The sequence below is a fragment of the Pseudonocardia kunmingensis genome (genome assembly GCF_006716445.1).
GTDB lineage: Bacteria > Actinomycetota > Actinomycetes > Mycobacteriales > Pseudonocardiaceae > Pseudonocardia > Pseudonocardia kunmingensis.
In genome coordinates this window covers 3147111-3173028 of the sequence record NZ_VFPA01000001.1, presented here as the reverse complement: position 1 = coordinate 3173028, position 25918 = coordinate 3147111, and the positions used below count along the sequence as shown (strand labels likewise).

The following is a 25918-nucleotide window of genomic DNA, read 5'->3' as shown; positions in this document are numbered from 1 at the left end:
GCCGGGCGTCAGTCGTCGGACTCCGTGCCCGACAGGGCCCGGCCGTCCACCAGGTGGGGCCGCAGGCGGTTGTCGAACATCGTCAGCGCCGAGCCGATCGCCATGTGCATGTCGAGGTACTTGTAGGTGCCCAGCCGCCCGCCGAACAGTACGTTGGCGTTGGCCGTCTCCTTGCGCGCGAGGTCGCGGTAGCGCTGCAGCTTCGCGCGGTTGTCCGGGGTGTTGATCGGGTAGTACGGCTCGTCCCCGGACTCGGCGGACCGGGAGTACTCGCGCACGATCACCGTCTTGTCCGAGCGGTAGTCGCGCTCGGGGTGGAAGTGGCGGAACTCCAGCACCCGGGTGTAGGGCACGTCGGCGTCGTTGTAGTTCACGACGGCGGTGCCCTGGAAGTCGCCGGTCTCGACGACCTCCTGCTCGAAGTCGAGGGTGCGCCAGCCGAGCTCGCCCTCGGAGTAGTCGAAGTAGCGGTCCAGCGGACCGGTGTAGACGGTGGGCGTCCCGGCCGGGATCTGGTCGCGCACCGCGAAGTAGTCGACGTCGAGCCGCACGTCGATGTTCGGGTGGTCGGCCATCTTCTCGAGCCACGCGGTGTAGCCGTCGACCGGGAGGCCCTCGTACGTGTCGTTGAAGTACCGGTTGTCGAACGTGTAGCGGACCGGGAGCCGGGTGATGATCGACGGGTCGAGCTCCGTCGGCTCGGTCTGCCACTGCTTGGTCGTGTACCCCTTGACGAACGCCTCGTAGAGCGGGCGACCGATCAGCGAGACCGCCTTCTCCTCGAGGTTCGCCGCGTCCTTCGTGTCGATCTCGCCGGCTTGCTCGGCGATCAGCGCCCGCGCCTCGTCAGGGGTGTGGGAACGGCCGAAGAACTGGTTGATCAGCGCCAGGTTCATCGGGAACGCGTAGACCTGCTCACCCACCCGGGCGAAAACGCGGTGCTGGTAGCCGGTGAAGGCGGTGAAGCGGTTGACGTACTCCCAGACCCGCTCGTTCGAGGTGTGGAACAGGTGGGCGCCGTACCGGTGGATCTCGATCCCGGTCTCCGGCTCGACCTCCGAGTAGGCGTTGCCACCGATGTGCGAGCGCCGTTCGAGCACCAGGACGCGTTTGCCCAGTTCACCGGCGGCCCGCTCGGCCACCGTGAGGCCGAAGAACCCGGAGCCGACGACGACGAGGTCGTATCCCGCGTAGGTCACGGCCACCGAGGGTAGCGGGGTGGTGGACGCCTCCCGGGCACGCCCCGGCGGGTTCGCAGGACGCCCACGTCAGACGTGTAGGTTCGCGCCGGTTGCCGGCGATCCGGTGACGGCGGCGATCCGGGGGTTCGGGCGGTGGGAGCAGGCGGCCACGTCGTGGTGCTCTACGTGCTCGCACTGTGGGTACCGGGCCTCGTCCTCGCCGCGCTCGCCGGGGTGCGCGGGTGGACGCTCGCCGCGTTCGCCCCGCTGCTCACCTACGCCGTCGTCGGGCTGTTCGGGCCGCTGTTCGCCGCGATCGGCATCGACTGGTCGCCCACGAGCGCGGGCCTGCTGCTCGTCGTGCTCTGCGCGGTGGCGGTGGCCGCCCGCGTCACGATCCGGTACCGCTCCGGCGCACCGCCGCCTGCCGCGCCGCCGTTGTGGAGCCGGTGGGCCCACGCCGCGGTGGCGGTGTCGCTCGCCGGGATCGTCGTGCTCGGCGGCACCGTCATCTGGTCGGGACTGGGCCACCTGTCCGCGATCCCGCAGGACTGGGACGCCGTGTTCCACGCCAACGGCATCCGGTGGATCGCCGAGACCGGCGACAGCAGCCTCGTCGGGATGGGCCAGGTCAACTGGTTCCTGAACGGCGTCGAGGTCTTCTACCCCAACGCCTACCACCTGCTCGCGGCGCTGGTCCTGCAGATCAGCGGCACGGATGTGCCCACCGTGCTCAACGCGCACACGGTGCTGCTGCCCGGCATCGGCGCGCTCGTCGTCGTCGCGCTCGTGCACCGCTTCGGCGGCCGGGCCGTGCTCGCCGTCGCGGCCGCGGGCTGCAGCGTGGCGATCACCTTCTTCTACGACATGCTCTGGCGCGGACCGCTGCTGCCGTTCGTCACCGGCGCCGTGCTGATGCCGCTGGCCGCCGTGCTGCTCGTCGACCTGCTCGACGCCCGGGGCCGGCTCTCCCGCGTGCTCGTGCAGGGGCTGCTGTTCGGGATGGGGCTGCTCGGCATGATCGCCCTGAACCCGGCCATCCTGTTCACCGCGGCCCTGTTCGCCATGCCCGCCGTGGTCCAGCGCTGGGCGACCGACCCCCGACTGCTGCGCCGCGAACCGCTCGTCGTGCTCGCGGCGGGGGCCGGTGCCGCCCTGCTCGCGCTGCCCCAGCTGCTCGGTTCCCTGGGCAGCGCCTCGGGTGAGCCGCCCTACGACTGGCCGGCCGAGATGACCCAGTCCGAGGCGGTCGGCGAGCTGGTGGCGCTGGCGCACGACGGCCTGCGCCCGCAGTGGTGGCTCGTGGCCGCCGTCGGTGTCGGCCTCGCGCGCTTCGCCCACCTGCGCGGCCTGCGCTGGACGGCGGCGTCCGGCGCCGCGTTCGCCGGCCTGTTCGTGGCCGTCGCCTCCTCGGACGCCTGGTGGGTCACCGCCATCACCCGCCCCTGGTGGAACGACGAGTGGCGCCTGGTCGGGCTGTGCGTCGTCCCGATCGCGGTGCTGGCCGGGCACGGTCTCGCCGAGCTGCAGCGGGGGGCGGCCACGGGGATCAGGGCGCTCGCCGAGAAGGTCGGCGCCGGCCCGCCGGAACCGGCCCGGCAGGCCGCCTCGATCGTCGCGACCGGGCTCGTGTTCTCCCTGTTCTTCGTGGCGAGCAACGAGCTCTACCTGGCGCGCAACGTCGGACGGATGCAGCTGGCCGCACCCGACGGCCCGGTCGTGTCCTCCCTCGAGGTCGACGCGATGCACGAGCTCGCGAAGGTGGTGCCGCCGGGCCAGCGGGTGCTCAACGACCGCGGCGACGGCTCGGCGTGGATGTACGCGATCGCCGGCGTGCTGCCCATCGCCGGGCACTACAACGCCTCCCAGATCGACGACAGCATCCACCTGCTCAACGCGCGGTTCAACCGCTACCCCGACGAGCCCGAGGTGCGCGCCGCGGTGGAGGAGCTCGGCGTCCACTACGTGATGCTGGGCCGCGGGTACGTGCGATCGGACTGGCGGCGCGCCCCCGGGTTCATCGGGCTGGAGAACGCCGACTGGCTGCAGGTCGTGTACCGCAACCGCGATGCGGTGATCTACCGGATCCGGCCCGACGCGCCGGGCGGGCGGTAGTGGCGGCGGGCGCTAGCGTGGCGCCGGTGACGCGGACGGACCGGCCGGGGTGGTCCCCTGCCCCCGCTCCCCGCGCCGTCCCGCCGTGGCTCGCACGCGTCGGCCTCGGCGCAGGAGAGGTGCTCGTGGCGCTGGGCGCCGCGCTCCTCTCGGTGCAGCTGAGCCGCTCGGTGGTCGTCGACCCGCTGGACCGCATCGGGCAGGTCAGCGGACTGGCCGCGCTCGACCTGCGGTTCGTCGTGCTCGGCCTCGTGGTCGTGCTGGCCGCCGTGGCGGCGAGCCGGCACCCGGCGGTGTGGGCGGTGGTCAGCCGGCTCGCGTGCGCCGCGGTGGCCGGGCTCGCCACCGGGCTGGTCGCGGGTGGCGTCCTGCTCGCGCTGCGGGGCACGGACTGGCCCCTGTTCGCCAACTGGGGGGACTCCGGGCAGCTCATCCGCTGGGCCGACGACATCCTCGCCGGACGCGGCGTCCCCGCCGACTACCCGCCTGCCGTGCTGCACGTGATCGCCCGGTGGGCCGAGCTCACCGGCGACTCCACCGCGAGCGCGCTGCGGACCGTCCAGGTGGTGGCCACGGCGCTGTTCGGGCCGCTGGCCTACCTGTCCTGGCGGCTCGTGCTGGCCCCGGTGTGGGCGCTGGCCGCCACCCTCGTCGCGGCGATGCCGATGCTCGAGCCGTACAAGCCCTACACCACCGTCGTGCTCGTCGCGCTGGTCCCGCTCCTGATCGCGTTCCTGCGGGTGCTGCGCCGCGCCGAGGCGCTGACCTGGACGCGCGTCGCGCTCGTCGGCGTCGCGACCGGCGCCGGCCTCGGCGTGCTGTTCTGCCTCTACTCCGGGTGGTTCCTCTGGTCGGCGCCCGGCGCGCTGGTGGCGGTGCTGGTCGTGTTCCCGTGGCGCGCCGCGCCGCTGCGCGGTCTCGCGCTGCTCGGGCTGGCCGCCGCGGGCCTGGTCGCCGTGGCGTGGCCCCACCTGCTCGGGCTGCTCGGCGCCGCCGGCACGGTGCAGGACCGCTACTTCTACTTCGACACCGCCGTCGAACCCGCCTACATCGCGATGTGGCGCAACGACCTGCCCGGCGACGTCGGCCCGTGGCCGCCGCCGGGCGAGCTCGCCGGGGTGGGCGTCTTCACCGTCCTGCTGGTGGTCGGGCTGGGCCTGGCCGTCGCCGTCGCGGGACGGCGTACGGCGGTGCTCGCCCTCTGCGCGCTGATGGCGGGCGCGTGGCTGATGCGGTTCTGGATCGCGTCGCAGATGTACGCCACGCTGACCGTGCAGCTCTACCCCCGCACGACCGCGCAGATCCTGTTCTGCCTGCTGCTGCTGGCGGTGTTCGCGGCGCTGTACGGCGGCCGGCGGGTGCAGGAGGTGTGGCACGCGCGGTTCGGGTCGGGCGACCGCGTCCCGGCGCGTCCGGTGGTCACGGTCGGGGCGCTGTGCGCCGCGCTGCTGCTCGCCCTGTCCATGGGCTCGGCGACCGCGGACCGCTACCTGCCGCGCGACGACGGCTCGGTCGGGCTGCTCGCCCACGTGGCCCAGCACGTGCGGCAGCCGGACGGGACCTGCCCCGACTACAGCGTGGCGGACGGGTGCGCGCCGGATCCGGGGGCGCTGCTGGGGGGCGGGTGGCAGCCGTACGGTGAGCCGATCACCCGCGGATCGCGCTGACCGTCACCGGCCGGGCGGTGGCACGAGCACGTCCCCGCAGGACGCCCGCGGCGAACGGCGCGCGGCGTCGTCGGCAGCCGCTGCCGCGCTCGCGCGGTCCCGCAGCGCCTCCAGGTCACCGGGCTCGAGCACGTCCCGGCGCACCCGGTCGGTGAGGCCCGCCGTGCTCGTCCTGATCTCCACGTAGTCGGCGGCCAGGCGGGGATCGTCGAGCAGTCCGGTGAGCCGCGCCCAATCGGAGTTGAGCGTGAGGAAGGTCGGACGCACGTCCTCGAAGACGTGGTCGCGCAACCCGGCCATGTCGCCGTTCCCCCAGAACCGGGCGATGCGGCGGTCGGCGAGCCCCGCCACGTCGACGACGCGAAGGCCGCTCACGAGCGCCGCACCACCGATGTCGGGAGCAAGCAGAACGGCGTCGGGCACATCGACGACATCGGCGTAGGCGTTGATCGCGTTCCCGGTGTTCTGGGCGACCAGGCACAGCGGCGCGGTCGGCGCGGCGCGGAACGCACGGGCGGAATCGACGAGCGCGAGACCGGACACGAGAGCGGCCCCGACCGCGAGCACCGCCCCGACCACTCGCGCGCGCATCGACAGCACCGGCGCCACCACGACGGCGGCGGTCATTCCCGCGAGCGCCGCCAACGGCCAGACGGGGGTCGCGAATCGCAACTGCCCCATCCAGTCCGGCTCCAGCACCCCGAACGCCAGCACCGCGAGCGCGAGCGGTACGAGCAGCGCCACGAGGGCCCGGTGCCCGGGTCGCGTCACCACGGCCCCGATGGCGGCCACGGCCAGCAGTGCCGCGGGCCACCCCGCGTAGCCGATCAGCTCGGCGGGCCGCAGGGCGGCGGCCACCCCGGGCAGCCCCTGCGACTTGGCGATCGCGGTGTTGGGCAGGTACTCGCCGAAGGTCGCGAGCCGCCAGGCCAGGTACGCCCCGACGGGCACCGCGAACACGAGCACGCCGAGCACGACGGAGCGCACGGCCCGGGCGAGGTCGGCGCGACGCAGCAGGAGGAGCACCACGAGCGGGAACGCCGCGACGTACACGAGGCCGTCCGGGCGGGTCAGCGCGGCCAGCGCGGCGAGCAGCCCGCACCACACCGGCGTCGATGGCGCGTACAGCCGGCCCGCGGCGACCGCGCGCACGAGCACCGCCGCGAGCCCGGCCGCGGCGAACGCGAGCAGCGCGTTCTCCAGCCCGGACACCGTCCAGATCACGAACGACGGGACCGCCGCCGTGACCAGTCCGGCGAGGACCGTCACCAGGACCGGGCGGCGGGTCAGCGCCGACGCGGCCGCGTAGCAGCAGGCGAACACGCCGGCGACCAGCCCGAGCGCCAGCAGCTTCGGGAAGGCGACGAGGTCGGGCACCCCGAACCACGCGCCGCGGTCGAACAGCCCGATCCACCGGCCGAGCACGAGCACCGCGAGCCATGCCGGGTTCGAGTACCCCTCGACGGGCTCGGCACCGGGCTGCAGGACCGGCCCCTCACCCGTGGCGATCGACCGGGCGTAGGCGAACGTGATGGCCGCGTCGTCCACGATCCACCGGCCGTAGAGCAGGGCGTGGACGCCGACGGCGACCGTGGGCACCGCCACGGCGACGAGCGCCCAGGGCCACGGGCGCAACGGCGCGGGTGCGTCGGTGGCGGCAGCCGGTGGGCGCGCCACGGCGCGGATCACGCGCCGAAGGCGTGCCGGGCCAGCGTGCGCACCCCGCCGACGCCGCCCCGGCGCGCGGCGGCCGGCAGTCGCGTCAGCGCGTTGATGCGCGAGGAGAGGTGCCGCCGGGCCGCGCGGGACGCGCGCGGCCAGCCGCGGGCCGCCATCCGGTCCGCGGTCTCGACGAAGAACTTCCGTTCCTCGGAGAACCGCCTGCCGTCCGCGGCGTGGGCCGACGACACCGACGCCCGGTGGCGCCGGTAGCGGAAGCAGACCTCGGGCTGCACGAGCAGCGACTCGCCGTCGAGGACGAGGTCGAGCACGAGCGCGAGGTCCTGCACCACGTCGACGCCCTCGCGGAAGCCGGTGCGGCGCAACGGCTCGGAGCGCCAGCAGATCGACGGGAAGTACAGCCAGTTGCCCCGCAGCAGGCTCACCGCGAGCTCCTCGCCCGCCAGCACGGTGGACCCGGACACCCGCGGCGCGTAGACCCAACGCTTGCTCAGGTCCACCAGCGTGCGGGCCGGCGCGCCGTTCTCGTCGACCACCTCGACCCCGGGCTGGACGATCGCGACCTCCGGGTGCGCCGCGTGCGCCCGCCGGACCGCGCCCACGTAGCCCGGCAGCATCAGGTCGTCGTTGCCGATGATCACAGCGAGGTCGTGTTCGACCAGGTCCACGCACTGCTGGAAGTTGCGGTTGATGCCCAGGTTGCGGGGGTTGCGGTGGTAGCGCACCCGCTCGTCGCCGAGCCCGGCGCACCAGCCCTCGACGGCGTCGTCGGCGAGCTCGCCGGAGTCGTCCACCACCGTGAGCCGCCACCGCGGGTCGTCCTGGGCGAGCACGCTGCGCACGGTCTCCTGGAGCAGGTCCAGCCGGCCGTAGTGCGGCAGCATGACCTCGACCGTGCCGACGGGGGCGTCGTCGCCGGTCGTCACCGCCCGCCGTCCTCGGGCGCGACGGGCGCGCGGTCGCCGTCGCCGGTGGCGACGCTGACGACCTGGGCCGAGTGCAGACCACGCTCACGGTTGATCAGCTCCGCCTCCCGGATGGCGACGGTGCGCGCCAGCTCGGTGTAGCGCCGGTCGACCACGCGGAAGCGCTGGTACATGCTGAACATGCCGGCCATGAACGCCACGACCAGCGCGTAGAGCACGAGGTCGGTGCCGCGGCCCACACCGAGGAAGTGCGCGATCACCGAGAGGTCGTTCGGCCGCATCACCGCGTAGACGTTCGCGACCGCGAACAGCACGAGCCCGATCCGCTTGCTCGCCTGCACGTAGACCGCGCCTGCGCTGCGGACGAAGACGTACAGGATGACCATGACCGCGATGACGAGGATGAACTGGATGAGCACGGCGGGTCAGCCTCCCCGGTGGCGGACGGACAGGTCGAAGAGGATGTTGACGCCGTTCAGCAGCGACTGGCCCTTGCTGCGCGAGTACTCGGTGTAGCGGATCGACACCGGGATCTCGCGGACCCGCCACCGGGAGCGCCCGAGGTAGGAGACGATCTCCGAGGCGTGCGCCATCCCGTTCATGGTGATCTGCAGCTGGTCGGCCACCGGCCGGGTGAGCACGCGCAGGCCGTTGTGCGCATCGGTGAGCCGCAGCTTGCGGCCCGCCGGGCTGAGCATCACCGCCACGCGCAGCACGATGCGCTTGAGCAGCGGCACCGACGCGGCGTGGTCGGCGAAGCGGGTGCCGAGCACCACGTCGGCCTGCCCGGAGCGGGCCACCTCGAGCATCGCGGCGGCGTCCTCGAGCCGGTGCTGGCCGTCGGCGTCGTAGGTGACGATGTACTGGGCGCCCGGCTGCACCCGCGCGTAGGACAGGCCCGTCTGCAGCGCGGCGCCCTGGCCGAGGTTCACCGGGTGGCGCACGAGGTGCGCGCCGGTGCGCAGCACGACCTCCGCGGAGCCGTCGCCGCTGCCGTCGTCGACGCACACGACGTTCGGGAAGACCTCGAGGACCTGCCGGATCACCGACTCCAGCACCGGCGCCTCGTTGAAGACGGGGATCACGACCCAGACGTCGTCGTTGCGCCGGCTGTCGGCGGTGGTCACACCGTCCTCCTCCTCGTGGCGTGCTTCGGGTGATCCGGACATGGCCGCGCCAACCTACCGGCGCCCCGTCGCGGAGGACGCACCCACGCCCGTCCGCACCGCGCGCAGCGCCCGCAGGACCCCGACGAGGAGCACCGCGAGCACCACCAGTGGCCCGACGAGCTGCGCGAGCAGCGCGGCCGGGATCGGCTCCGGTCCCACCACCAGTACCACCAGGAACACGACCGCACCCACGATCCACCCGGTCGTGACCGTGCGCTGGCGGTTCAGCGCCACCAGCGTGGGCTGCACGACGAGTGCGAGCATCATCACCAGGGTGGCCGCTCCGAGCATGCCGAGCGTGGTCACCGACGGGCGGTACGCGGTGTTGAACAGGACCTCGGCGGCCCAGGGTCCGAGCCACACGCAACCGCCCACCCCGAGCAGCCCCAGGGCCGTGACCAGGGCGAGCGCCTGCCGGAGCCGGTGCGTCAGCTCCACGTGGTCGCCCTGCGCTGCCGCCCGCGTGACGTGCGGCAGCAGCACCGCCTGCACGGGCGCGAACAGGAACAGCGGCACCCGCGCCAGCACGAACGTGGACGCGAAGACGGCGGCGGCAACCAGGTCGTCGGGTGAGCGGTAGGTCACGACGACCGGGGCGAGGTTGGCCAGCAGCTGGCTGAGCGCGATGGCCCCCACCAGGTAGAGCAGCGACCGGCCCATGCCGTCGGGCGGGCTCGCCCCCTCGGGCGCCGGCGGGAGCCGCAGCGCCGCGACCACGCTCAGCGCCGCGATCGCCGACCCCACCGCGAACGCGAACCCGTACGCGGACGGCCACTCCAGCGCGAGCGCGAGCAGCACCAGGCACGGCAGCAGCCGGACCGCGCCTTCGACGTAGAGCGTGCGGGCGTAGGGCCCGAAGCGCTGCTGCCCGCCGAGCAGCCCGCGCGCCCAGTACACACCGCCCGATCCGGCGATGGCGACGAGCAGCGCCAGCAGCAGCCCCACCCGCCACTCGAGGACCCGGCCGAGTACCAGCGGCCACGCGACGAGGACGACCGCGACGAGCGCACCGAACGACCACAGCGCGAGCACGCCGGCCCGGCGCGCGATCGGGCGCAGGGGCTCGCCGCGGGCGGCGGCGGCGCTGACGGCGCGGCTCGTCTCCTGCTCCAGCGCGGCGAAGATGCCGGGGCCGATGATGTTCACGAGCATGTACAGCGAGACGAGCGCGTTGAGCGCGCCCGCGTCGACCGGGCCCTCGAACACGTGCCCGACGACGGCGACGAACGCGTAGCCGGCCGCACCGAGCACCCCGAGCCCCGCGGCGAGGTGCGCCGCGGTGCCGAGACGGCCTGCGGGTTTCACGTGCCCACGGTAGCGGCCGCTCAATTCCGGGCGAGGGTCACGAACTCGTTGTACGGGAAGACCCGGCCCGCCGGGCGCGGGAACGGGAACGAGTACTGCCGCGCCACCGTCAGGCCCACGGTCTCGCACAGGGCCGCGACCTCGGCGAACCCGCAGAAGCGCACGTGCGTGGCGTCGGTGGTGTAGCCCTTCTCCTGCGGCGTGATCAGCACGACCTTGCCGCCCTTGCGCACGAACGGCAGGTAGGTGCGCAGCAGCCCGACCGCGTCCTCCTCCGTCATGTGCTCGACGACGTGCGCGGCCAGCAGGCTGTCGAACGCACCCTCCCGCGCCTGGGGGCCCTGGAGGAACTCGTCGCTGGTGTAGGCCTCGAGCCCGCGTTCCCGGGCCACCGCCACCGAGGAGGCGTTGTGGTCGACGCCCACGCCGTCGCCGCCGAGGTGGGCGAGGTTGCGGCCCAGCCCGCAGCCGATGTCGAGGGTGCGGCCCAGGCCGAGGCGGCGGATGTTCCAGCGGTACGGCGCCTGCACGTCCAGCCACTGCTTCCACCGGGCCTGCTCCAGCGTCTTCAGGCGTTCGGCGTAGTCGGGGGCGTCGGTGCCGGGGCGTCCCTCTGGTTCCGTCACACAGGCAGTGTGACGGGCGAGGGACGCCGCGGGCGAAACCACCCCCACCGCGGCCGACCGCGGGCTCGCACACCGATTCCTGCGCTGACACACCGACTGCAGTCGGTGTGCGGGCACCACGATCGGTGTGCGAGGGAAGCGATGCAGGGCTCGCCCGCGCCGAGGGGCGGCCGGCGTCCGACGATCGCGCGCGAGGCCCTGGACCGCTACCTGAGCGGCCGGGCGTAGTCCGGACACGCGTCACCGCGCGCCGGTCGCCGCCGACCCGGCAGCTACCATCCCCGCCGTGCGTGCGGTCGTGACCGGTGGAGCCGGCTTCATCGGGTCCCACCTCGTGGACTCCCTGGTCGCCGACGGCGCCGACGTCCTCGTCCTGGACGACCTCAGCCACGGCTCGACCGCCAACCTCGCCGGCTCCCCGTCGGCGGAGCTCGCGCAGGTCGACGTCCGGGACGCGGCGGGCGTGCACCGCGCCGTCACGGGCTTCGCGCCCGACCTGCTGTTCCACCTGGCCGCGCAGATCGACGTGCGCAGGTCGATGGCCGACCCGGGCACCGACACCTCGATCAACGTGCTCGGCTCGGTGAACGTCTTCTCCGCGGCGCTCGCGGCGGGGGTGCGGCGCGTGGTGAACACCTCCACCGGAGGAGCGATCTACGGCGAGACCGACGTCGTGCCCACCCCGGAGACCGTGGCCACCGACCCGCTGTCGCCCTACGGGCTGGGCAAGCACACCGTGGAGCGCTACGGCAGCTGGTTCCGGCGCAGCCAGGGGCTCGACGTCGTGACGCTGCGCTACGGCAACGTGTACGGCCCGCGCCAGGACCCGCGCGGCGACGCCGGCGTGATCGCGATCTTCTGCGACAAGGTGTTGGAGGGCGGCCGGCCCACGGTGTTCGGGGACGGCCGCCAGACCCGCGACTACGTGTTCGTGGGCGACATCGTCGCGGCGAACCGGGCCGCCGCCGCGGCCGCCGACCTGCCGCACGACGCCTACAACGTCGGCACCGGCACCGAGGTCGACGTGCTCGCCCTCACCGCGGCCGTCGCGGCCGCGGCGGGGGTGGACCCCGCCGCGTTCGCCCCCGAGTTCCGGCCCGCGCGCGCCGGCGAGGTGCTGCGCAGCTGCCTCGACGTCTCCCGCGCCCGCACGGAGCTCGGGCTGCCCGCCCCCACCGACCTGACCGCCGGGCTGCGCGCCACCCTCGACTGGGTGCGCACCCTCCCCCGGGAGACGACGGCATGACCGACACGCTCCAGGTGCGGCAGACCTCCATCCCGGGGCTGCTGCACGTCGACCTCGTCGTCCACGAGGACGGCCGCGGCTGGTTCAAGGAGAGCTTCCAGCGCGCGAAGCTCGAGGCGCAGGGCTTCCCGCCGTTCGAGATCGTGCAGAGCAACGTCTCGTTCAACGCCGAGGTGGGCGTCACCCGCGGCATCCACGCCGAGCCGTGGGACAAGTTCATCTCGCTGGCCCACGGGCGGGCGTTCGCCGCGATCGTCGACCTGCGGGCCGGGGAGACGTTCGGGCGGGTGGAGACGGTCGAGCTGCACCCGGGCAACGCGCTGTACGTGCCCCGCGGGTGCGGCAACTCCTACCAGACCCTCACCCCGGACGTCGTCTACTCGTACCTGGTGAACGAGCACTGGTCCCCGGACGCCCGCTACACGCTGATCCAGGCCTACGACCCCGGCCTGGGCATCGACTGGCCGATCGGCGAGGACGCGGCCATCCGCTCGGACAAGGACCGCGGGCACCCGCCGCTGGCGAGCGTCGCCCCCATGGAGGTGTGACCGTGCGCGTGCTCGTACTCGGCGCCGGCGGGCAGGTCGGGCGCGCGCTGGTGGCGGCGCTGCCCGGCGTCACGGCGCTCGGGCACGCTGAGCTCGACATCGCCGACGCGGCGAACGCCGCCATCGACTGGCCCGCATACGACACGGTCGTGAACGCGGGCGCGTTCACCGACGTGGACGCCGCCGAGACCGACGAGGGCCGCGCCGCGGCATGGCGCGCCAACGCCGCCGGTCCCGCCGCGCTCGCCGCGCTGTGCCGGCGCGGCGGCGCCACGCTCGTGCACCTGTCCACCGAGTACGTGTTCGACGGCCGCGCGGCGCAGCCGTACCGGGAGGACGCGCCGGTGGCCCCGCTGTCGGCCTACGGCGCGTCCAAGGCCGCGGGCGACCTCGCCGTGCAGTCCCTCGAGCGGTACTACCTGGTGCGACCGACCTGGGTGGTCGGCGAAGGCCGCAACTTCGTGCGCACGATGCTGGGCCTGGCCGCGAAGGGCGTCGAGCCGACGGTGGTGGCCGACCAGGTCGGGCGCCCCACGTTCGCCACCGACCTCGCGGCCGCGATCGTGCACCTCGTCGCGGACGGGGCGCCCTACGGCACCTACCACGTGACGGGCGGCGGCGAGCCGGCGTCGTGGGCGGAGGTCGCGCGCGCCACGTTCGCGCTGGCCGGCCGCTCCGACCTGCGCGTCACCGACACGACCACGGCGGAGTACTTCGCCGGCAAGCCGCAGGCCGCGCCCCGCCCGCTCAACAGCGTGCTGGACCTGTCCCGCGCGTCCGCGGTGGGCGTGGAGCTGCCGGACTGGCGCGAACGGCTCGCCGAGTACGTCAGCTCCCACCCTTGAGGGGCTCCCACCACGAGCGGTGGTCGCGGTACCAGCGCACGGTGGCGGCGAGCCCCTGTGCGAACGGCACCCGCGGCGCGTAGCCGAGCTCGTCGGCGATCTTCGACCAGTCCACGCTGTAGCGGCGGTCGTGGCCCAGGCGGTCGGCCACCGGCTCGATCATCGACTCGTCGGCGCCCACGGCCTCGATCAGCCGCAGCGTCAGCTCCTTGTTGGTGAACTCGGTGCCACCGCCGATGTTGTAGACCTCGCCGTCGCGGCCCTTCTCGGCCACCAGCTGGATGCCGCGGCAGTGGTCGTCGACGTGCAGCCAGTCGCGCACGTTCAGGCCGTCGCCGTAGAGCGGCACCTTCTTCCCGTCCAGCAGGTTCGTGACGAACAGCGGGATGACCTTCTCCGGGAACTGGTGCGGCCCGTAGTTGTTCGAGCAGCGGGTGATGCAGACCGGCAGGCCGTGCGTGCGGTGGAAGGACCGCACCAGCAGGTCCGAGCCCGCCTTCGACGCCGAGTAGGGCGAGTTGGGCTCCAGCGGGTGCGTCTCCGGCCAGGCACCCTCGTCGATCGAGCCGTACACCTCGTCGGTGGACACGTGCACGAACCGCGAGACGCCGCTCTGCAACGCCGCCTGCAGCAGCACCTGCGTGCCGACGACGTTGGTGGAGACGAAGTCGGCGGCCCCGGCGATCGAGCGGTCCACGTGCGACTCGGCGGCGAAGTGCACCACGACGTCGGTGCCGGACATGACCCGCGCGACGGCGTCGGCGTCGCGGATGTCGCCCTGGACGAACCGCAGCCGCGGGTCGTCGGCGACGGGCGCGAGATTGGTGCGCGTGCCCGCGTAGGTGAGCAGGTCCAGCACCACGACGTCGGCGTCGGCGTACGCCGGGTAGGCGCCGCCCAGGAGCGACCGCACGTAGTGCGAGCCGATGAAACCGGCTCCTCCCGTCACCAGGACCTGCACGCGAACCTCCTCAGCCGGCGAACGACTTCGCCACGTCCATCACGTACTCGCCGTAGCCCGACTTGGCCTGCCGCTCGCCCAGCGCGTAGCAGGCCGCCGGGTCGATGAAGCCCATCCGCATCGCGATCTCCTCGATGCAGGCGATCCGCACACCCTGGCGATTCTCCAGCACCCGCACGTACTCGCCCGCCTCCAGCAGCGACTCGTGGGTGCCGGTGTCCAGCCAGGCGAAACCCCGGCCCAGGTCCACCAGCCGGGCACTGCCGCGCTCGAGGTAGGCGCGGTTGACGTCGGTGATCTCCAGCTCGCCGCGCGCCGACGGCGAGAGCCCGGCGGCGATCTCCACAACGTCGTTGTCGTAGAAGTAGAGCCCGGTCACCGCGCGGTTCGAGCGTGGGTGCTCCGGCTTCTCCTCGATCGACAGCAGCCGCCCGTCGGCGTCGGCCTCGGCCACGCCGTAGCGCTGCGGGTCACGCACCGGGTAGCCGAACAGGATGCAGCCCGTCTCGCCCGCCGTGACGTCGGCGATCGCCCGCTGCAGCAGCCCGGAGAAGCCCTGCCCGTGGAAGATGTTGTCGCCGAGCACCAGCGCGGCCGGGTCGGAGCCGACGTGCTCGGCCCCGATCACGAACGCCTCCGCCAGCCCGTTCGGCGCCGCCTGCTCGGCGTAGGAGATGCGCATCCCGATCTCGGCGCCGTCGTCGAGGAGCCTGCGGAACGCGGGGAGGTCCTGCGGTGTGGAGATCACCAGGACGTCCCGGATCCCGGCCAGCATCAGCACCGACAGCGGGTAGTAGATCATCGGCTTGTCGTAGACCGGCATCAGCTGCTTCGACACCGCGCGCGTGATCGGGTGCAGCCGGGTGCCCGAGCCCCCGGCCAGGATGATGCCCTTCATCCTCAGGAGTAGACCGCGAGCACCAGGGTGCCCACCCAGAGCACCGCCAGCACCTGCAGGACGCGGTCGCCGAGCGCGATCTCCTCGGGCTCGCCGCCGTTGCCCGAGTCGACGTCCACCGAGTAGCGCAGCACGGCGATCACGAACGGGACGATCGAGATCACCGACCACACCGTGTTGTGCCGCTCGACGCCGATGTCGAAGGCCCACAGCGAGTACGTGGTGATCAGCACGGTGGCCGACAGCGCCCACACGAACCGCAGGTAGGACGCCGAGTAGCTCTCCAGCGACTTGCGGATCTTCGCGCCGGTGCGCTCCGCGAGCATCATCTCCGCGTACCGCTTGCCCGCCACCATGAACAGCGAGCCGAAGCCGGCGACCAGCAGGAACCACTGCGAGAGCACGATGCCCGTGGCCGCACCGCCCGCGATCGCCCGGAGCAGGAAGCCGGAGGCGACGATGCAGATGTCGAGCACCGCCTGGTGCTTGAGCCAGAAGCAGTAGGCCAGCTGCACCGCGATGTACACGGCGAGGACGATCACCAGGTCGATGCGCACGAGCAGGCCCAGCGCGAGCGACCCGGCGAGCAGCACCACCGCCACGGCCATCGCCAGCCGCGGCGAGACGATCCCGGCGGCGATCGGCCGGTTGCGCTTGGTGGGGTGCGCACGGTCCGCGGCCACGTCGTTGGCGTCGTTGACGAGGTAGATGCCCGACGCGGCCAGCGAGAACGCCACGAACGCCACCGCGAGCGACACCGCGATGCCCTCGCGGAACAGGTCGCCGCCGGCGAACGGCGCGGCCAGCACGAGGACGTTCTTCACCCACTGCCGCGGGCGCATCGTCTTGAGCACGCCGCGGGCGACGGTCACCGGCGTGCGGTGCGGCACGGCGTGCTCCGTCGGGACGTCGGTGCTGGTCATCGGTTTCCCTTCCGGGCGACCCGGCGCGCGGTGATCGCGACGGCGGCGCCGAGCGCGGAGCCCGCGAGGACGTCGGTGGGGTAGTGCACGCCGAGCACCATCCGCGAGACCGCCATGGGCGGCACCAGCGCGGCCACGAGCGGCTTGCGCAGCAGGGCGCCGAACAGCACGGCGGCCGCGGTGGTGGACGTGGCGTGCGCGGACGGGAAGCTCAGCCGGCTCGGCGTGCCGACCAGTACCTGCACCCGCGGGTCGTCCGGCCGCGACCTGCGCACCACGCGCTTGACGCCGACCGACGCCCCGTGGGCGAGGGCCACGGCGGCGGTGGCGGTGATCCAGTCGCGGCGGCGCCTGCGATCGACCAGCGCGCCGACCGCGCCCATCGCCAGCCAGCCGGCGGCGTGCTCGCCGAACAGCGACATGCCGCGCGCCACGCGGACGACCGGTGGCCTCGCGAGCGCTCCCTGCACCGCCGCCAGCACCCGCACCTCGGCGGCCGCGGGCGGCACGTCGACGGTGCCGTCCGGCTCGAAGATCGGGGTGGCGGGGCGGTCGAGGAGTTCGGCCACGCGGAGGCCTCCAGTACGACGGGCAGGAGCCCGCACGACCACCCGCCCACGGCGAACGGTCGTGCGCTGTCGCTCGATGCTACGCCCGGTCACTGGGAGTAGCCGGGCGTGGTCGGCGCCGTGTCGACCGGGGGATCAGAACCAACGCTCCAGGACGAGGGCCAGCCCGTCCTCGCCGTTGCCCGCGGTGACCTCGTCGGCCACCTCCAGCAGGGCCGGGTGGGCGTTGCCCATCGCCACGCCGTGCCCGACCCACCGCAGCATCTCCAGGTCGTTGGGCATGTCCCCGAAGGCGATGACGTCGGCCGCCTCCACCCCGTGGCGCTGGGCCACCTCGGCGAGGCCCGTGGCCTTCGTGACGCCGGGTGAGGAGATCTCGACCAGCCCACGCGGGTGCGAGAACGTGAGGTCCGCGGCGTCACCGATCACCGGGGTGAGCGCGGCGACCATCGCATCGCTGGACAGCCGCGGCTCACGCACCAGCAGCTTCACGGCAGGCCGGCTCAGCAGCTCGGCCCGGTCCACCGTCACGTCGTCACCGTCGACCCAGGCGTGCCGGTACCCCGGCTCCGCCACGAACGGCGCGCCGTCCTCCGCCCTGCCCACCCGCTCGACCGCGAGGCCGCAGCCGGGCAGCGTCTCGTCCGCGGCCGCGGCGAGCAGGGCGAGCGCGTCCGGCTCCAGCACGCGCGCCCACAGCACGCGGTCCTCGAGGGCGTCGTAGAGCACGCCGCCGTTCGCGCACACCGCGAGCCGCGCGACGCCCACCTGCGCCACGATCGGCGGGATCCAGCGCGGCGGGCGCCCGGTGACGAGCACGAACCCCACGCCGGACGCCACGAGCCGCTCGATCACGGCCGCGGCACGCGGGGAGACCCGGTCGTCCGGGTCGAGCAGCGTGCCGTCGACATCGGTCGCCACGAGGTGAGGGGCCTGCACGCACCCAGGGTACGGAGGCGGGCGGCCGAGGACGGGCCGACGAGACGCACGGCACGGCGCCCGGCTGCCCCGGCTCCCACCCGGACGAACGGCACCTTCGTCGGCTAGGTACCGACGAAAGTGCCGTTCGTCATGCGAAACCCGTTTCCGGGAGTCGCACCGGCATCAGCAGTGACACCGACCGCGGCGATCGGATCACCAGCGGGGCGACCGGGCCGTCGAGCGAGAGCGTCAGCTGCCCCTCGCCGCCCGCGTCGAACGCCTCCAGCAGGAACGCCCGGTCCACCCCGATCCCGTCGCCGTCGCCGTCGCCGCTGACCGCGACCCCGCCGGCGGTCGGGACGAGGACCGCGACCGCGCAGTCGGCGCCGTCCTGCTCGCGGCGCACGGTGCGCGTCGGCGCGCCCGCCACCGCCGCCCGCAGCGCGGCGTCCACCGGGACCGGGCGGTCGTGCGCGGGCAGCAGCCGCCGGTGGTCCGGGAACGCCTCCGGGATCACGGCGCCCTCGAGCGTCCGGCCCTCGGCGCGCACGGTGACGTCCCCGGCGTCGATCGTGATCGCGACCTCCCCGGTGGTGGGGATGCGGTCGGCGAACGCCGCGGGGACGACCGCGGCCACCGCGGGCCCGTCCAGGTCGCGGACGTCGACGTCGGCGATCGCCAGCCGGTAGCGGTCGGTGGCCACCCGGGTGACGGCGCCGGTCGTCACGTCGAACAGCACGCCGGTCAGCGCCGGGAACCCGGGGTCGGAACCCACGGCGAACCGGACGGCGCGCAGGGCGTCGGCCAGCTCGGGGCCGCGGACGGTGACGGTGGTCGGGGGCACGGGTTCCTCCAGCGTGATCAGGGACCGGACGCGGGAGAGCTCGTGGCGGGCGTCGGCCAGGCCCTGCTCCAGGCGGTGCAGGTGCCGGTCGAGCACGGCGTCGACGGCGGCCGGGTCGTGCCGGCGCTCCAGCACCTCCCGGATCCGCGTCAGCGGCATCCCCACCCGCCGCAGCGAGGCGACGAGGCGGGCGGCCACGACCTGGTCGGGTGCGTAGTAGCGGTATCCGCTGCCCGGGTCGACGCTCACCGGGACCAGCACCCCGGCGCCGTCGTAGAACCGCAGCGCGCTGACCGACAGCCCGCTCTCCCGGGCCAGCCGCCCGATCGTCCGCAAGCTCTCCACGGTCAGCGACCCTCGTGCCTCGACATGGTCGAGAGTCAACTCCTCAGACCCGGATGACCTCCAGGCCGGCGACTCCCTCCAGCGGAGCGAAGTCCTCGTCCTGCGTGACGACGGGCAGCCCCCGGGATGCGGCGACCGCCGCGATCCAGAGATCGTTGACGCTCACCCGCCGGCCGCTCTCCGCGAGGTGCACGCGCATTCGCGCCCACGTCCGCGCCGCGGACTCGTCCACGTCGATCAGCTCGATGTCGCCGAGGGCGTCGAGGGTGAGCAGGCGCCGGGCGCGGACGTCGACGTCGGACGCGGCGAGCACCCCGGCCTGCAACTCGGCGACGGTGACGACCGACACCGCGGACTCCTCCGGGATCCGCGACTCGTCGAGCGGCCGACCGCTCTCCGCGGCGATGAACACGCTCGTGTCGAGCAAACCCTTCACCGGATCGGCCCAAGATCGTCGGTCGTGTCACCCGCGAGCCGGGCGAGGTCCTCCCGGAGCCCCGGATCGGCCTGGGCCCGGCGCAGGCGGGCCACGAGTGCCTCCCGGCCGATCCACGTCCGGCGGGCCCGCTGGACCGGGACGAGCTCGGCCACCGGCCTCCCGTTGACCGTGACCGTCACACGCTCGCCGGCTTCGACACGCCTCAGGACGCCGGCTGTGTCGTTGCGGAGCTCACGCGAGGGAACCAAGGACATGCTCCGAGCGTAGCAGTTGCGTAGGCCAGCGTAGGTCAAGCGCGAGCGGGTACGCCCGGGCCATGGCCGACGACCGGAAGATCCTGCGCGCCCTGCTCGACCGCGCCGGCACGACCTACGCCGAGCAGGCCGGGATCGGGCTGAAGGACACGCCCGCGCCGCTCTACCGCCTGCTGGTGCTGTCGGTGCTGCTCTCGACGCGGATCAGAGCCGACATCGCCGTGGACGCCGCTCGCGCGCTCGCCGACGCGGGGATGGGGACGCCGGCGAAGATGCGGGCCGCGTCCTGGCAGGACCGGGTCGACCCACTGGGACGCGCGAGCTACAAGCGCTACGACGAGAGCACCGCCACCGCGCTCGGCGAGGGCGCCGACCTGCTGCACCGCGAGTACGGCGACGACCTGCGGCGCCTGCGCGACCGGGCCGAGGGCGACGCCACCCGGGTCCGCGAGGCCCTCACCGCCTTCCCACGGCTGGGGCCGGTGGGGGCGGACATCTTCTGCCGGGAGGTCCAGGACGTGTGGCCATCGTTGCGGCCCGCGATCGACCGGAAGGCGCTCGACGGCGCCCGGCGCGTCGGGCTGCCGGCCGACGCGCGGGAGCTGGCCCGCCTCGCGCCGGGACCGGCACTCGCACCGGTGGCCGCGGCGCTCGTGCGCGTGGCGCTGGACCGCTCGTTGGCCGACGAGGTGCGCGGCACGGCCTGAACGGGAGACTCGCCCTGTCAGGACGGGAGACTCGCGCTGCTCGAACGGGAGACTCGCGCTGTCGGGGCGGGGGACTCGCGGGTCAGAGGATGGCGACGGCCACCACGAGGCCGAGGGCGACGTGCGCGGCCGCCACCACGAACGCCTGGGGCTGCAGCCGCTCGGCGGCCAGCACGGCGCCGATGTCGATCCCCGTGACCCACTCCAGCAGCCGCACACCGCCCACCTGCGCCAGGATCCCGACCAGGCCGAAGACCAGCGCCCCCAGCAGACCCTCGAGCAGGCCCCCTGTCGAGCGGTAGACCGCGACGACGACGATGAACGCCATGCTCACCATGCCGGCCGCGGTGACCAGGACGGCGCCCGGCAGCCCGGCGCGGACCATCCGGTTCAGCTTGCCCGGCGTCGTCACGTCCACGGCGTAGAAGCCGAGCAGCATCAGCAGCACCCCGGCCACCGCGTAGAGCAGGATCGCGCCGATCCCGGTGCCGAGCACCCCGAGGAAGCCCGGGCTGATCTGGGCCGTCACGACAACCTCCAGGGCTGGCTCGGGGTGCGGGGAGTCCATCGCGGACCGTAGCGGCCCGGACCGCGCGGCGCGGCGGCCGACCGGCGCGGGTCCCCCGGCCCGGCGGGCACACCACCCGTCCGTGCCCCCCGGCCGCTCACAGGTCCTTCCCGCGCGCCGAACCGCTGTGCAGCCTCCGGTCGACCGGCGCGCGTTGACGTTCGCAGCACGCCGACGACCGATGGTCGCGCGATCCCGACCGCGCCTCTGGACGTGACCGGAGGTAACGGCATGATGACGCCCGACATGGACCGAACCCTCACCGCACCCGGCAGGCCCGGCCCGCGCGGCAACGCCCCGCGGAGCGCAGGGGACGCGCAGACCGTCGTCGTCCCGGCCGCTGCCCGAGCCGGCGCCCACGGCCCCCGGCTCGACGCCGCACGCGCGGCCGCTTTCGGCCCCGCAGCGCGTACCGGACGCCACAGCGTCCCGGTCCCGACGGCCCCGACCAGCCCCCCGCCGCCGGCCCCGCGCGCGCCGGAGCCGCGGCTGGTCCGGCGCATGGTGCTCGGGGTCCTCGTGGGGTCGCTGACGATGCTCGGCGTCGCCACGCTCGACTCGTTCGCAGGCGCCACCGTCCCGGTGCTCGGGTCGTTCGCGGCGCTGCCCGCGGCGATCGACGAGCCGGAGGTCCGGGAGGTCCCCGCCCCGCCGGCCACACCGGGAACGTGCCTCATGTGGAGCCGGCCGGACGCGGCCGACACCGCGGTCGTCGACTGCAGCCAGCCGCACCTGTTCGAGCAGGCCGGTTCCGTCACGCTCACCGACCAGGCCACGCTGCCCGACGACCGGCAGTGGCGGCAGCTCGTCAACGAGCGGTGCGAGCCGGTGGTCAAGGACTACCTGGGCGGCCAGTTCGACCCCGACGGCCGCTACCGCATCGGCGCGCTCAAGCCGTCGCCCGCGAAGTGGGCCGAGGGCGACCGCCAGCTGCGGTGCGGGTTGCAGAGCGCGTCGCGGTCCGGTGCGCTCTACCCGCTCGCGGGGAAGGTCGCCGAGAGCGACCAGGCCTCCGTGCACGAGCCGGGCACGTGCCTGGCCATCGACGGCCGCACCATCGGCGACCCGGTCGACTGCAGCGGGGTGCACGCGGTCGAGACCGTGGGCATCGTGGACCTGTCGGAGAAGTTCTCCGAGGGCTTCCCCGCGGTCGGTGACCAGGACGCCTACCTGCAGTCGGCCTGCGTGGACGTCGCCAACGAGTACGCGGGCGGCGCCGAGGTGATCGCGCAGAAGGAGCTCACCGTCTACTGGGACAACCTCACGGAGGAGTCCTGGAACGCCGGCACCCGCAAGGTGAACTGCAACCTCGCCGCGCTGCTGCCCGACCGCAGCGGGTTCGCGCCCGTCACCGGCCCGGTGCGCGGCGACGTGGTCGTGGGCGACACGCCCGCCCCGCCGGCGTCGAACACCCCGGAGCCCGGCGTCCCGGCGCCGTCCGACTCCACGCCGGTCCCGCCCACGGACGGCCCGCCCGCGGAGGAGCCCCCGGCGCCCACCACGGAGCCGGACGCGGAGGACCCCCCGCCCGCCGACGACGAGGACACGACCCCGACCGGCGCGCCGACGACCACGCCTGCGCCCACCTCGGAGCCCGAGCCCTCCGCCGAGCCCACGCTGCTGCCCGCCTCGCCCGAGACCCCGTGACCCGAACCGCCGCGACCGGGGACACCGCGGCGGAGCCCGTCCGGGCACGCTGATGGACATGACGCGACGGCGGTTCGAGGAGCTCGTCTCCGACGCGCTCGACACGATCCCGCCCGAGCTCACCGCGGCGATGGACAACGTCGTGGTGCTCGTGGCCGACCGCCACGAGACCGAGCCCGACCTGCTGGGCCTCTACGAGGGCGTGGCGCTCACCGAACGCTCCTCGTCCTACGGCGGGGTGCTGCCGGACCGCATCACGATCTACCAGGACGCCATCCTCGACATCTGCGCGGACGAGGACGACGTCGTGCAGGAGGTGGCGGTCACCGTGGTGCACGAGGTCGCCCACCACTTCGGCATCGACGAGGAGACCCTGCACGAGCTCGGCTGGGGCTGACGCCCGGCTCAGGCCGGCGTGCCGCCCGCGGTCACGTCACCGGGCTGCGGCACCGCGCTGTCCCAGTGCTCCAGTGCCCAGCCGGCGCCGTCGGGGCGCAGGACGACGAGCCCGGTGTTGGGGACGTACAGCGTCTCCGCCGTGTCGCCGAGCAGCGCGGCGGCCGCGAGGCGGATCGCCGCGCCGTGGCTGGCGAGCACGACGTCGCCGGTCGCGCCGTCGAGGATCGCGTCGACCGCGGGCAGGAACCGCTCCCGGACGTCGTGCGCCGACTCGCCGCCGGGGAGCCGGGCGTCGAGGTCACCGGTCCACCAGGCCTCGTAGACGGCCAGGAACCGCTCCAGGGCGTCCTCACCGGACCGGCCCTCGAGCTCGCCGCAGAACACCTCGTGCACGCCCTCGACGACCCCGACCTCGAGCCCGTGGGCGGCGGCGACCGGTTCCGCCGTCTGTCGCGCCCGCGTGGCCACCGAGGCGTGCACGGCCGTGACCGGGAACCCGGCCAGCCGGTCGCCGAGCGCCGCGGCCTGGGCCAGGCCGAGCTCGTTCAACGGGGCGCCCGGCGGGCGGGTGTCGAGGACGTGCCGGGCGTTCGCCTCCGTCTGCCCGTGCCGCACCATCACCAGACGAGGGCCGCCCGTCATGCGGTGCTCCCGGCCCGCAGCCCGGCGAGCCACTCCTGCGACGCCGCGAACTGCGCCGCGTCCGAACCGCCGATGGGCAACGGCGGGACCTCCGGACCCGGATGCGACGCGCCGTTGCCCGCGCGCGGGTAGGACCCGAGGAAGCGGACGCGGTCGCAGCGCCGGTACAGCGCCGCGAGGGCCTCTCCCATCGCCGGCTCGGCGACGTGGCCCGTGCAGTCGAGGTGGAACCAGTACTCGGCGTGTCGGTCCTTGATCGGCCGGGACTCGATCCGCGTGAGGTCGATGCCGCGCACGGCGAGCTCGGTGAGCAGGCCCAGCAGTGCGCCGGGGCGGTTCTGGGTGGTGGCGGCGAGCGAGGTGCGGTCGCGACCGGTGGGCTCCGGCGGCGGGCCGGGCCGGGCCACGAGCGCGAAGCGGGTGACCGCGCCCGCGTTGTCGGCGATGTCGTCGACCAGGACCTCCAGGCCGTGCTGTTCGGCGGCCAGCGGCGCCGAGACGGCCGCGTCGAACTCGCCGCGCGCGACCTGCGCGGCAGCCTCCGCCGTGGACGTGGAGGACACGACCGTGGCGTCGGGGAGGTGCGCCGCGATGAAGCCCCGCGTCTGGGCGATCGCGTGCGGGTGCGATGCGACCGTGCGCACGTCCGCCGTGGTGGTGCCGGCCCGCACCAGCACGGCGAACCGCACCGGCAGCAGCGCCTCGCGCACGATCACCAGCGGCGGGTCCGCGATGAGGCCGTCGAGCACTGCGGGCACGGCGCCTTCCACCGAGTTCTCGATCGGGACGCAGCCGGCCTCGGCCGTGCCGTCGCGGACGGCGGCCAGCACGGCGGGGGAACCCGCGCAGGGCACGAGCTCCGCTCCGGCGGTCCCGGGCATCGACCGCAACGCCTGCTCGGTGAACGTGGCGCGCGGCCCGAGGAACGCGAGGCGGGACACGCCGGTGACCCTACTGTGGGCGGATGGACGACCTGACGCTGGTGCTGGTGGCCGTGGACGCCCCCATGGCCCGGGCCTGGCGCACCATCGCCGCCGACCGGCCCGGGCTCGTCGTGCACGAGGGCTCGATCACCGATGTGGACGCCGACGCCGTGGTGAGCCCGGCCAACTCCTTCGGCTTCATGGGCGGGGGCATCGACGCCGTGTACGCGCGCTGGTTCCCCGGCATCTCCGGCCAGGTGCGGGCGGCCTCGGGAGCCGACCGCGGGGGCGAGCTCCCCGTCGGCGAGGCCGTCATCGTGCCGACGGGTGCGCCCCGGCCGGCCTGGCTCGTCAGCGCACCCACGATGCGGCAGCCCGGCGAGCGGCTTCCCGCCGACGGCGCGGCCGCCCGGGCCGCCGCGGGCGCGGTGCTACGCCTGTGGCGCGACGGGTCGCTGCCCGACGGCCGCCGCGTGCGCGACGCCGTGCGCAGGATCGCGCTGCCCGGCCTCGGCACCGGCGTCGGCGGGCTCTCCCCCGAGGTCTGCGCCACCCAGGTCGGGGCGGCGTGGGACGAGCTGCTCGGCACCACCTGACCGGAAGGGTCAGGCGAGCAGGCCGAGGTCGGCGAGGCGGGTGGCCGGCACCGGCTCGGGATCGGCGCCACAGCGCGAGAGCAGCCCGCGGACGCCCTTGACGGCGCGCTCGGAGAACTCGCCGACCTCGTGGGCGAGCGCGGACCCGTCGGTGCTCTCGAGCGCCGTCCGGACGTCGCCGCCCGCGAGCGCGCGCGCGACCCCGACGAGCAGGTTGAGGATCCCGTGCTGCACGGGCCGCACGCCGTCGTCGAGGCGGACGACCTGGCGCAGGCCTAGGGTCGTGAACGGGCGCCCGGCGTCGACGACCACGCGCACGAACTCCTCGACCTCGACCACGGAGGGCACGTCGGAGGCACGGGGGCCGCCGCAGCGCAGCTTGGGGGCGCATCCGTGCGCGGCGACGCGGCGCACGGCCTCGAGCCACTCCGCGGTGCTGTCCGGACCCGTGGAGGCAGGCCTGCGCGGCTCGACGACGGCCATGACGTCCTCGGGGACGAACTCCGACACGCGCTCCAGCCAGACGCCGTCGACGTCGGGCGGAGCGGCGGTCTCGACCGTGCGCGGGGTGAGCAGGCTCGACCGGGAGAACACGGTGGACAGCGCCTTCGGCACCGCGCCGAGCCCCGTGTCGACGACGAGCGACACGTCGACCGGACGTGACGGAACCGACCGCGCGAGCTCCTGCACCAGCGCCGGGAGCCGCGAGACGGGGCAGACGAGCTGCCCGACGAGGCCGCCGTAGCGCCCGTCGCGGGCGCTGAGGTACCGGGCTACGACGGCATCCACCCCGAGTGCCTCGGACTTCGGCTGCAGCAGGCTCGTGTCGTCGACCAACTGCGCGAAGAGCGGAGGGATGGCCCAGGGGTCCGCGCCGGCCGCCGTCGTCACGGTCACAGACCTTACGGGTGGCTTCCGAGAGCGTGACAGCGGCCGTGCGTTCAGGGCCTGGACAGCGCTCCGCCGCCCCTATA

The 25918-nt window shown here is 74.2% G+C and carries 28 protein-coding genes; 9 read left to right on the top strand and 19 right to left on the bottom strand.

Features of this window, described 5'->3' with window-relative positions:
• Positions 1 to 8: 8 nt before the first annotated feature.
• Complete coding sequence (gene glf / locus FB558_RS15165; RefSeq protein ID WP_142053183.1) at positions 9 to 1199, bottom strand: UDP-galactopyranose mutase; 1191 nt, start codon at positions 1197 to 1199, stop codon at positions 9 to 11.
• Between the two features lie 135 nt (positions 1200 to 1334).
• Here glf and FB558_RS15160 point away from each other — a divergent pair, with 135 nt between their 5' ends.
• Together FB558_RS15160 and FB558_RS15155 are read left to right on the top strand one after the other, a co-directional pair.
• Positions 1335 to 3296, top strand: coding sequence for a DUF6541 family protein (locus FB558_RS15160; protein WP_142053181.1), 1962 nt, complete (start codon positions 1335 to 1337; stop codon positions 3294 to 3296).
• A gap of 26 nt (positions 3297 to 3322) precedes the next feature.
• The gene (locus tag FB558_RS15155; protein ID WP_142053179.1) at positions 3323 to 4963 is read left to right on the top strand and encodes a hypothetical protein; all 1641 of its coding nucleotides are present in this window, start codon (positions 3323 to 3325) and stop codon (positions 4961 to 4963) included.
• 3 nt (positions 4964 to 4966) lie between these two features.
• Here FB558_RS15155 and FB558_RS15150 read toward each other — a convergent pair whose 3' ends face one another.
• The 6 genes from FB558_RS15150 to FB558_RS15125 are packed head-to-tail and all read right to left on the bottom strand — an operon-like array spanning position 4967 to position 10669.
• Positions 4967 to 6652 carry a hypothetical protein gene (locus FB558_RS15150; protein ID WP_142053177.1) on the bottom strand — a complete coding sequence of 562 codons (1686 nt, stop codon included), beginning with the start codon at positions 6650 to 6652 and terminating at the stop codon, positions 4967 to 4969.
• Complete coding sequence (locus FB558_RS15145; protein ID WP_246106446.1) at positions 6649 to 7569, bottom strand: glycosyltransferase family 2 protein; 921 nt, start codon at positions 7567 to 7569, stop codon at positions 6649 to 6651. Before FB558_RS15145 ends, FB558_RS15150 begins: the two co-directional genes overlap by 4 nt.
• A complete protein-coding gene (locus tag FB558_RS15140; protein ID WP_211366420.1) occupies positions 7566 to 7988 on the bottom strand; it encodes a DUF2304 domain-containing protein in 423 nt (140 codons plus the stop codon). Before FB558_RS15140 ends, FB558_RS15145 begins: the two co-directional genes overlap by 4 nt.
• A gap of 6 nt (positions 7989 to 7994) precedes the next feature.
• Entirely contained in the window at positions 7995 to 8696 is a 702-nt protein-coding gene (locus FB558_RS15135) for a glycosyltransferase family 2 protein (protein ID WP_246106445.1), read from the bottom strand.
• 54 nt (positions 8697 to 8750) lie between these two features.
• Positions 8751 to 10043: a lipopolysaccharide biosynthesis protein gene (locus FB558_RS15130; protein WP_142053173.1), complete on the bottom strand. Its 1293-nt coding sequence runs from the start codon at positions 10041 to 10043 to the stop codon at positions 8751 to 8753.
• Positions 10044 to 10063: 20 nt separating this feature from the next.
• Positions 10064 to 10669: a class I SAM-dependent methyltransferase gene (locus tag FB558_RS15125; protein ID WP_142053171.1), complete on the bottom strand. Its 606-nt coding sequence runs from the start codon at positions 10667 to 10669 to the stop codon at positions 10064 to 10066.
• A 286-nt stretch (positions 10670 to 10955) separates the two neighbouring features.
• Here FB558_RS15125 and FB558_RS15120 point away from each other — a divergent pair, with 286 nt between their 5' ends.
• From FB558_RS15120 to rfbD, 3 genes are read left to right on the top strand one after another with little or no spacing between them, the layout of a single operon-like run.
• Positions 10956 to 11915 (top strand): NAD-dependent epimerase/dehydratase family protein, encoded by a 960-nt coding sequence (locus FB558_RS15120; RefSeq protein ID WP_142053169.1) that lies wholly within the window; start codon positions 10956 to 10958, stop codon positions 11913 to 11915.
• Positions 11912 to 12463: a dTDP-4-dehydrorhamnose 3,5-epimerase family protein gene (locus tag FB558_RS15115; protein ID WP_142053167.1), complete on the top strand. Its 552-nt coding sequence runs from the start codon at positions 11912 to 11914 to the stop codon at positions 12461 to 12463. The genes FB558_RS15120 and FB558_RS15115 overlap by 4 nt, the downstream gene beginning before the upstream one ends.
• Positions 12464 to 12465: 2 nt before the next feature.
• On the top strand, positions 12466 to 13308 hold the full coding sequence (gene rfbD / locus FB558_RS15110) for a dTDP-4-dehydrorhamnose reductase (protein WP_211366418.1): 843 nt from the start codon (positions 12466 to 12468) through the stop codon (positions 13306 to 13308).
• Here the strand turns inward: rfbD and rfbB are convergent.
• The 8 genes from rfbB to FB558_RS45190 form a co-directional block, all read right to left on the bottom strand.
• The gene (gene rfbB, locus FB558_RS15105) at positions 13292 to 14269 is read right to left on the bottom strand and encodes a dTDP-glucose 4,6-dehydratase (protein WP_142053165.1); all 978 of its coding nucleotides are present in this window, start codon (positions 14267 to 14269) and stop codon (positions 13292 to 13294) included. The two genes, rfbD and rfbB, sit on opposite strands and share 17 nt — an antisense overlap.
• 10 nt (positions 14270 to 14279) lie before the next feature.
• Complete coding sequence (rfbA, locus tag FB558_RS15100; protein WP_142053163.1) at positions 14280 to 15167, bottom strand: glucose-1-phosphate thymidylyltransferase RfbA; 888 nt, start codon at positions 15165 to 15167, stop codon at positions 14280 to 14282.
• A gap of 2 nt (positions 15168 to 15169) precedes the next feature.
• Positions 15170 to 16090: a decaprenyl-phosphate phosphoribosyltransferase gene (locus tag FB558_RS15095; protein WP_142053161.1), complete on the bottom strand. Its 921-nt coding sequence runs from the start codon at positions 16088 to 16090 to the stop codon at positions 15170 to 15172.
• Positions 16087 to 16626 (bottom strand): phosphatase PAP2 family protein, encoded by a 540-nt coding sequence (locus tag FB558_RS15090; protein ID WP_425468024.1) that lies wholly within the window; start codon positions 16624 to 16626, stop codon positions 16087 to 16089. The genes FB558_RS15095 and FB558_RS15090 overlap by 4 nt, the downstream gene beginning before the upstream one ends.
• A gap of 168 nt (positions 16627 to 16794) precedes the next feature.
• Positions 16795 to 17598, bottom strand: coding sequence for an HAD family hydrolase (locus FB558_RS15085; RefSeq protein WP_142053159.1), 804 nt, complete (start codon positions 17596 to 17598; stop codon positions 16795 to 16797).
• 130 nt (positions 17599 to 17728) lie between these two features.
• Positions 17729 to 18769 carry a DNA polymerase III subunit beta family protein gene (locus FB558_RS15080; protein ID WP_211366414.1) on the bottom strand — a complete coding sequence of 347 codons (1041 nt, stop codon included), beginning with the start codon at positions 18767 to 18769 and terminating at the stop codon, positions 17729 to 17731.
• A gap of 43 nt (positions 18770 to 18812) precedes the next feature.
• On the bottom strand, positions 18813 to 19196 hold the full coding sequence (locus tag FB558_RS15075; RefSeq protein ID WP_142053156.1) for a type II toxin-antitoxin system VapC family toxin: 384 nt from the start codon (positions 19194 to 19196) through the stop codon (positions 18813 to 18815).
• Between the two features lie 5 nt (positions 19197 to 19201).
• The gene (locus FB558_RS45190) at positions 19202 to 19462 is read right to left on the bottom strand and encodes a type II toxin-antitoxin system Phd/YefM family antitoxin (protein ID WP_142053154.1); all 261 of its coding nucleotides are present in this window, start codon (positions 19460 to 19462) and stop codon (positions 19202 to 19204) included.
• A 62-nt stretch (positions 19463 to 19524) separates the two neighbouring features.
• Between FB558_RS45190 and FB558_RS15065 the strand changes: the two genes are divergently transcribed.
• Positions 19525 to 20169, top strand: coding sequence for an endonuclease (locus FB558_RS15065; protein WP_142053152.1), 645 nt, complete (start codon positions 19525 to 19527; stop codon positions 20167 to 20169).
• A gap of 82 nt (positions 20170 to 20251) precedes the next feature.
• Here FB558_RS15065 and FB558_RS15060 read toward each other — a convergent pair whose 3' ends face one another.
• Positions 20252 to 20698, bottom strand: coding sequence for a DUF350 domain-containing protein (locus tag FB558_RS15060; RefSeq protein WP_246106444.1), 447 nt, complete (start codon positions 20696 to 20698; stop codon positions 20252 to 20254).
• A gap of 270 nt (positions 20699 to 20968) precedes the next feature.
• Between FB558_RS15060 and FB558_RS15055 the strand changes: the two genes are divergently transcribed.
• The gene (locus tag FB558_RS15055; RefSeq protein WP_142053148.1) at positions 20969 to 22384 is read left to right on the top strand and encodes a septum formation family protein; all 1416 of its coding nucleotides are present in this window, start codon (positions 20969 to 20971) and stop codon (positions 22382 to 22384) included.
• A gap of 52 nt (positions 22385 to 22436) precedes the next feature.
• Positions 22437 to 22781, top strand: a complete 345-nt coding sequence (locus FB558_RS15050) for a metallopeptidase family protein (RefSeq protein WP_142053146.1) — start codon at positions 22437 to 22439, stop codon at positions 22779 to 22781.
• Positions 22782 to 22789: 8 nt separating this feature from the next.
• On the opposite strand, the gene FB558_RS15045 is transcribed toward FB558_RS15050, so the two are convergent.
• Entirely contained in the window at positions 22790 to 23425 is a 636-nt protein-coding gene (locus tag FB558_RS15045; RefSeq protein ID WP_142053144.1) for a histidine phosphatase family protein, read from the bottom strand.
• The gene (gene pheA, locus FB558_RS15040; RefSeq protein WP_142053143.1) at positions 23422 to 24366 is read right to left on the bottom strand and encodes a prephenate dehydratase; all 945 of its coding nucleotides are present in this window, start codon (positions 24364 to 24366) and stop codon (positions 23422 to 23424) included. The genes FB558_RS15045 and pheA overlap by 4 nt, the downstream gene beginning before the upstream one ends.
• Positions 24367 to 24389: 23 nt before the next feature.
• On the opposite strand from pheA, the gene FB558_RS15035 reads away from it, so the two are divergent.
• Entirely contained in the window at positions 24390 to 24944 is a 555-nt protein-coding gene (locus tag FB558_RS15035) for a macro domain-containing protein (protein WP_142053140.1), read from the top strand.
• A 9-nt stretch (positions 24945 to 24953) separates the two neighbouring features.
• Here the strand turns inward: FB558_RS15035 and FB558_RS15030 are convergent, their stop codons facing one another.
• On the bottom strand, positions 24954 to 25841 hold the full coding sequence (locus tag FB558_RS15030) for a hypothetical protein (RefSeq protein ID WP_142053138.1): 888 nt from the start codon (positions 25839 to 25841) through the stop codon (positions 24954 to 24956).
• Between the last annotated feature and the right edge of the window lie 77 nt (positions 25842 to 25918).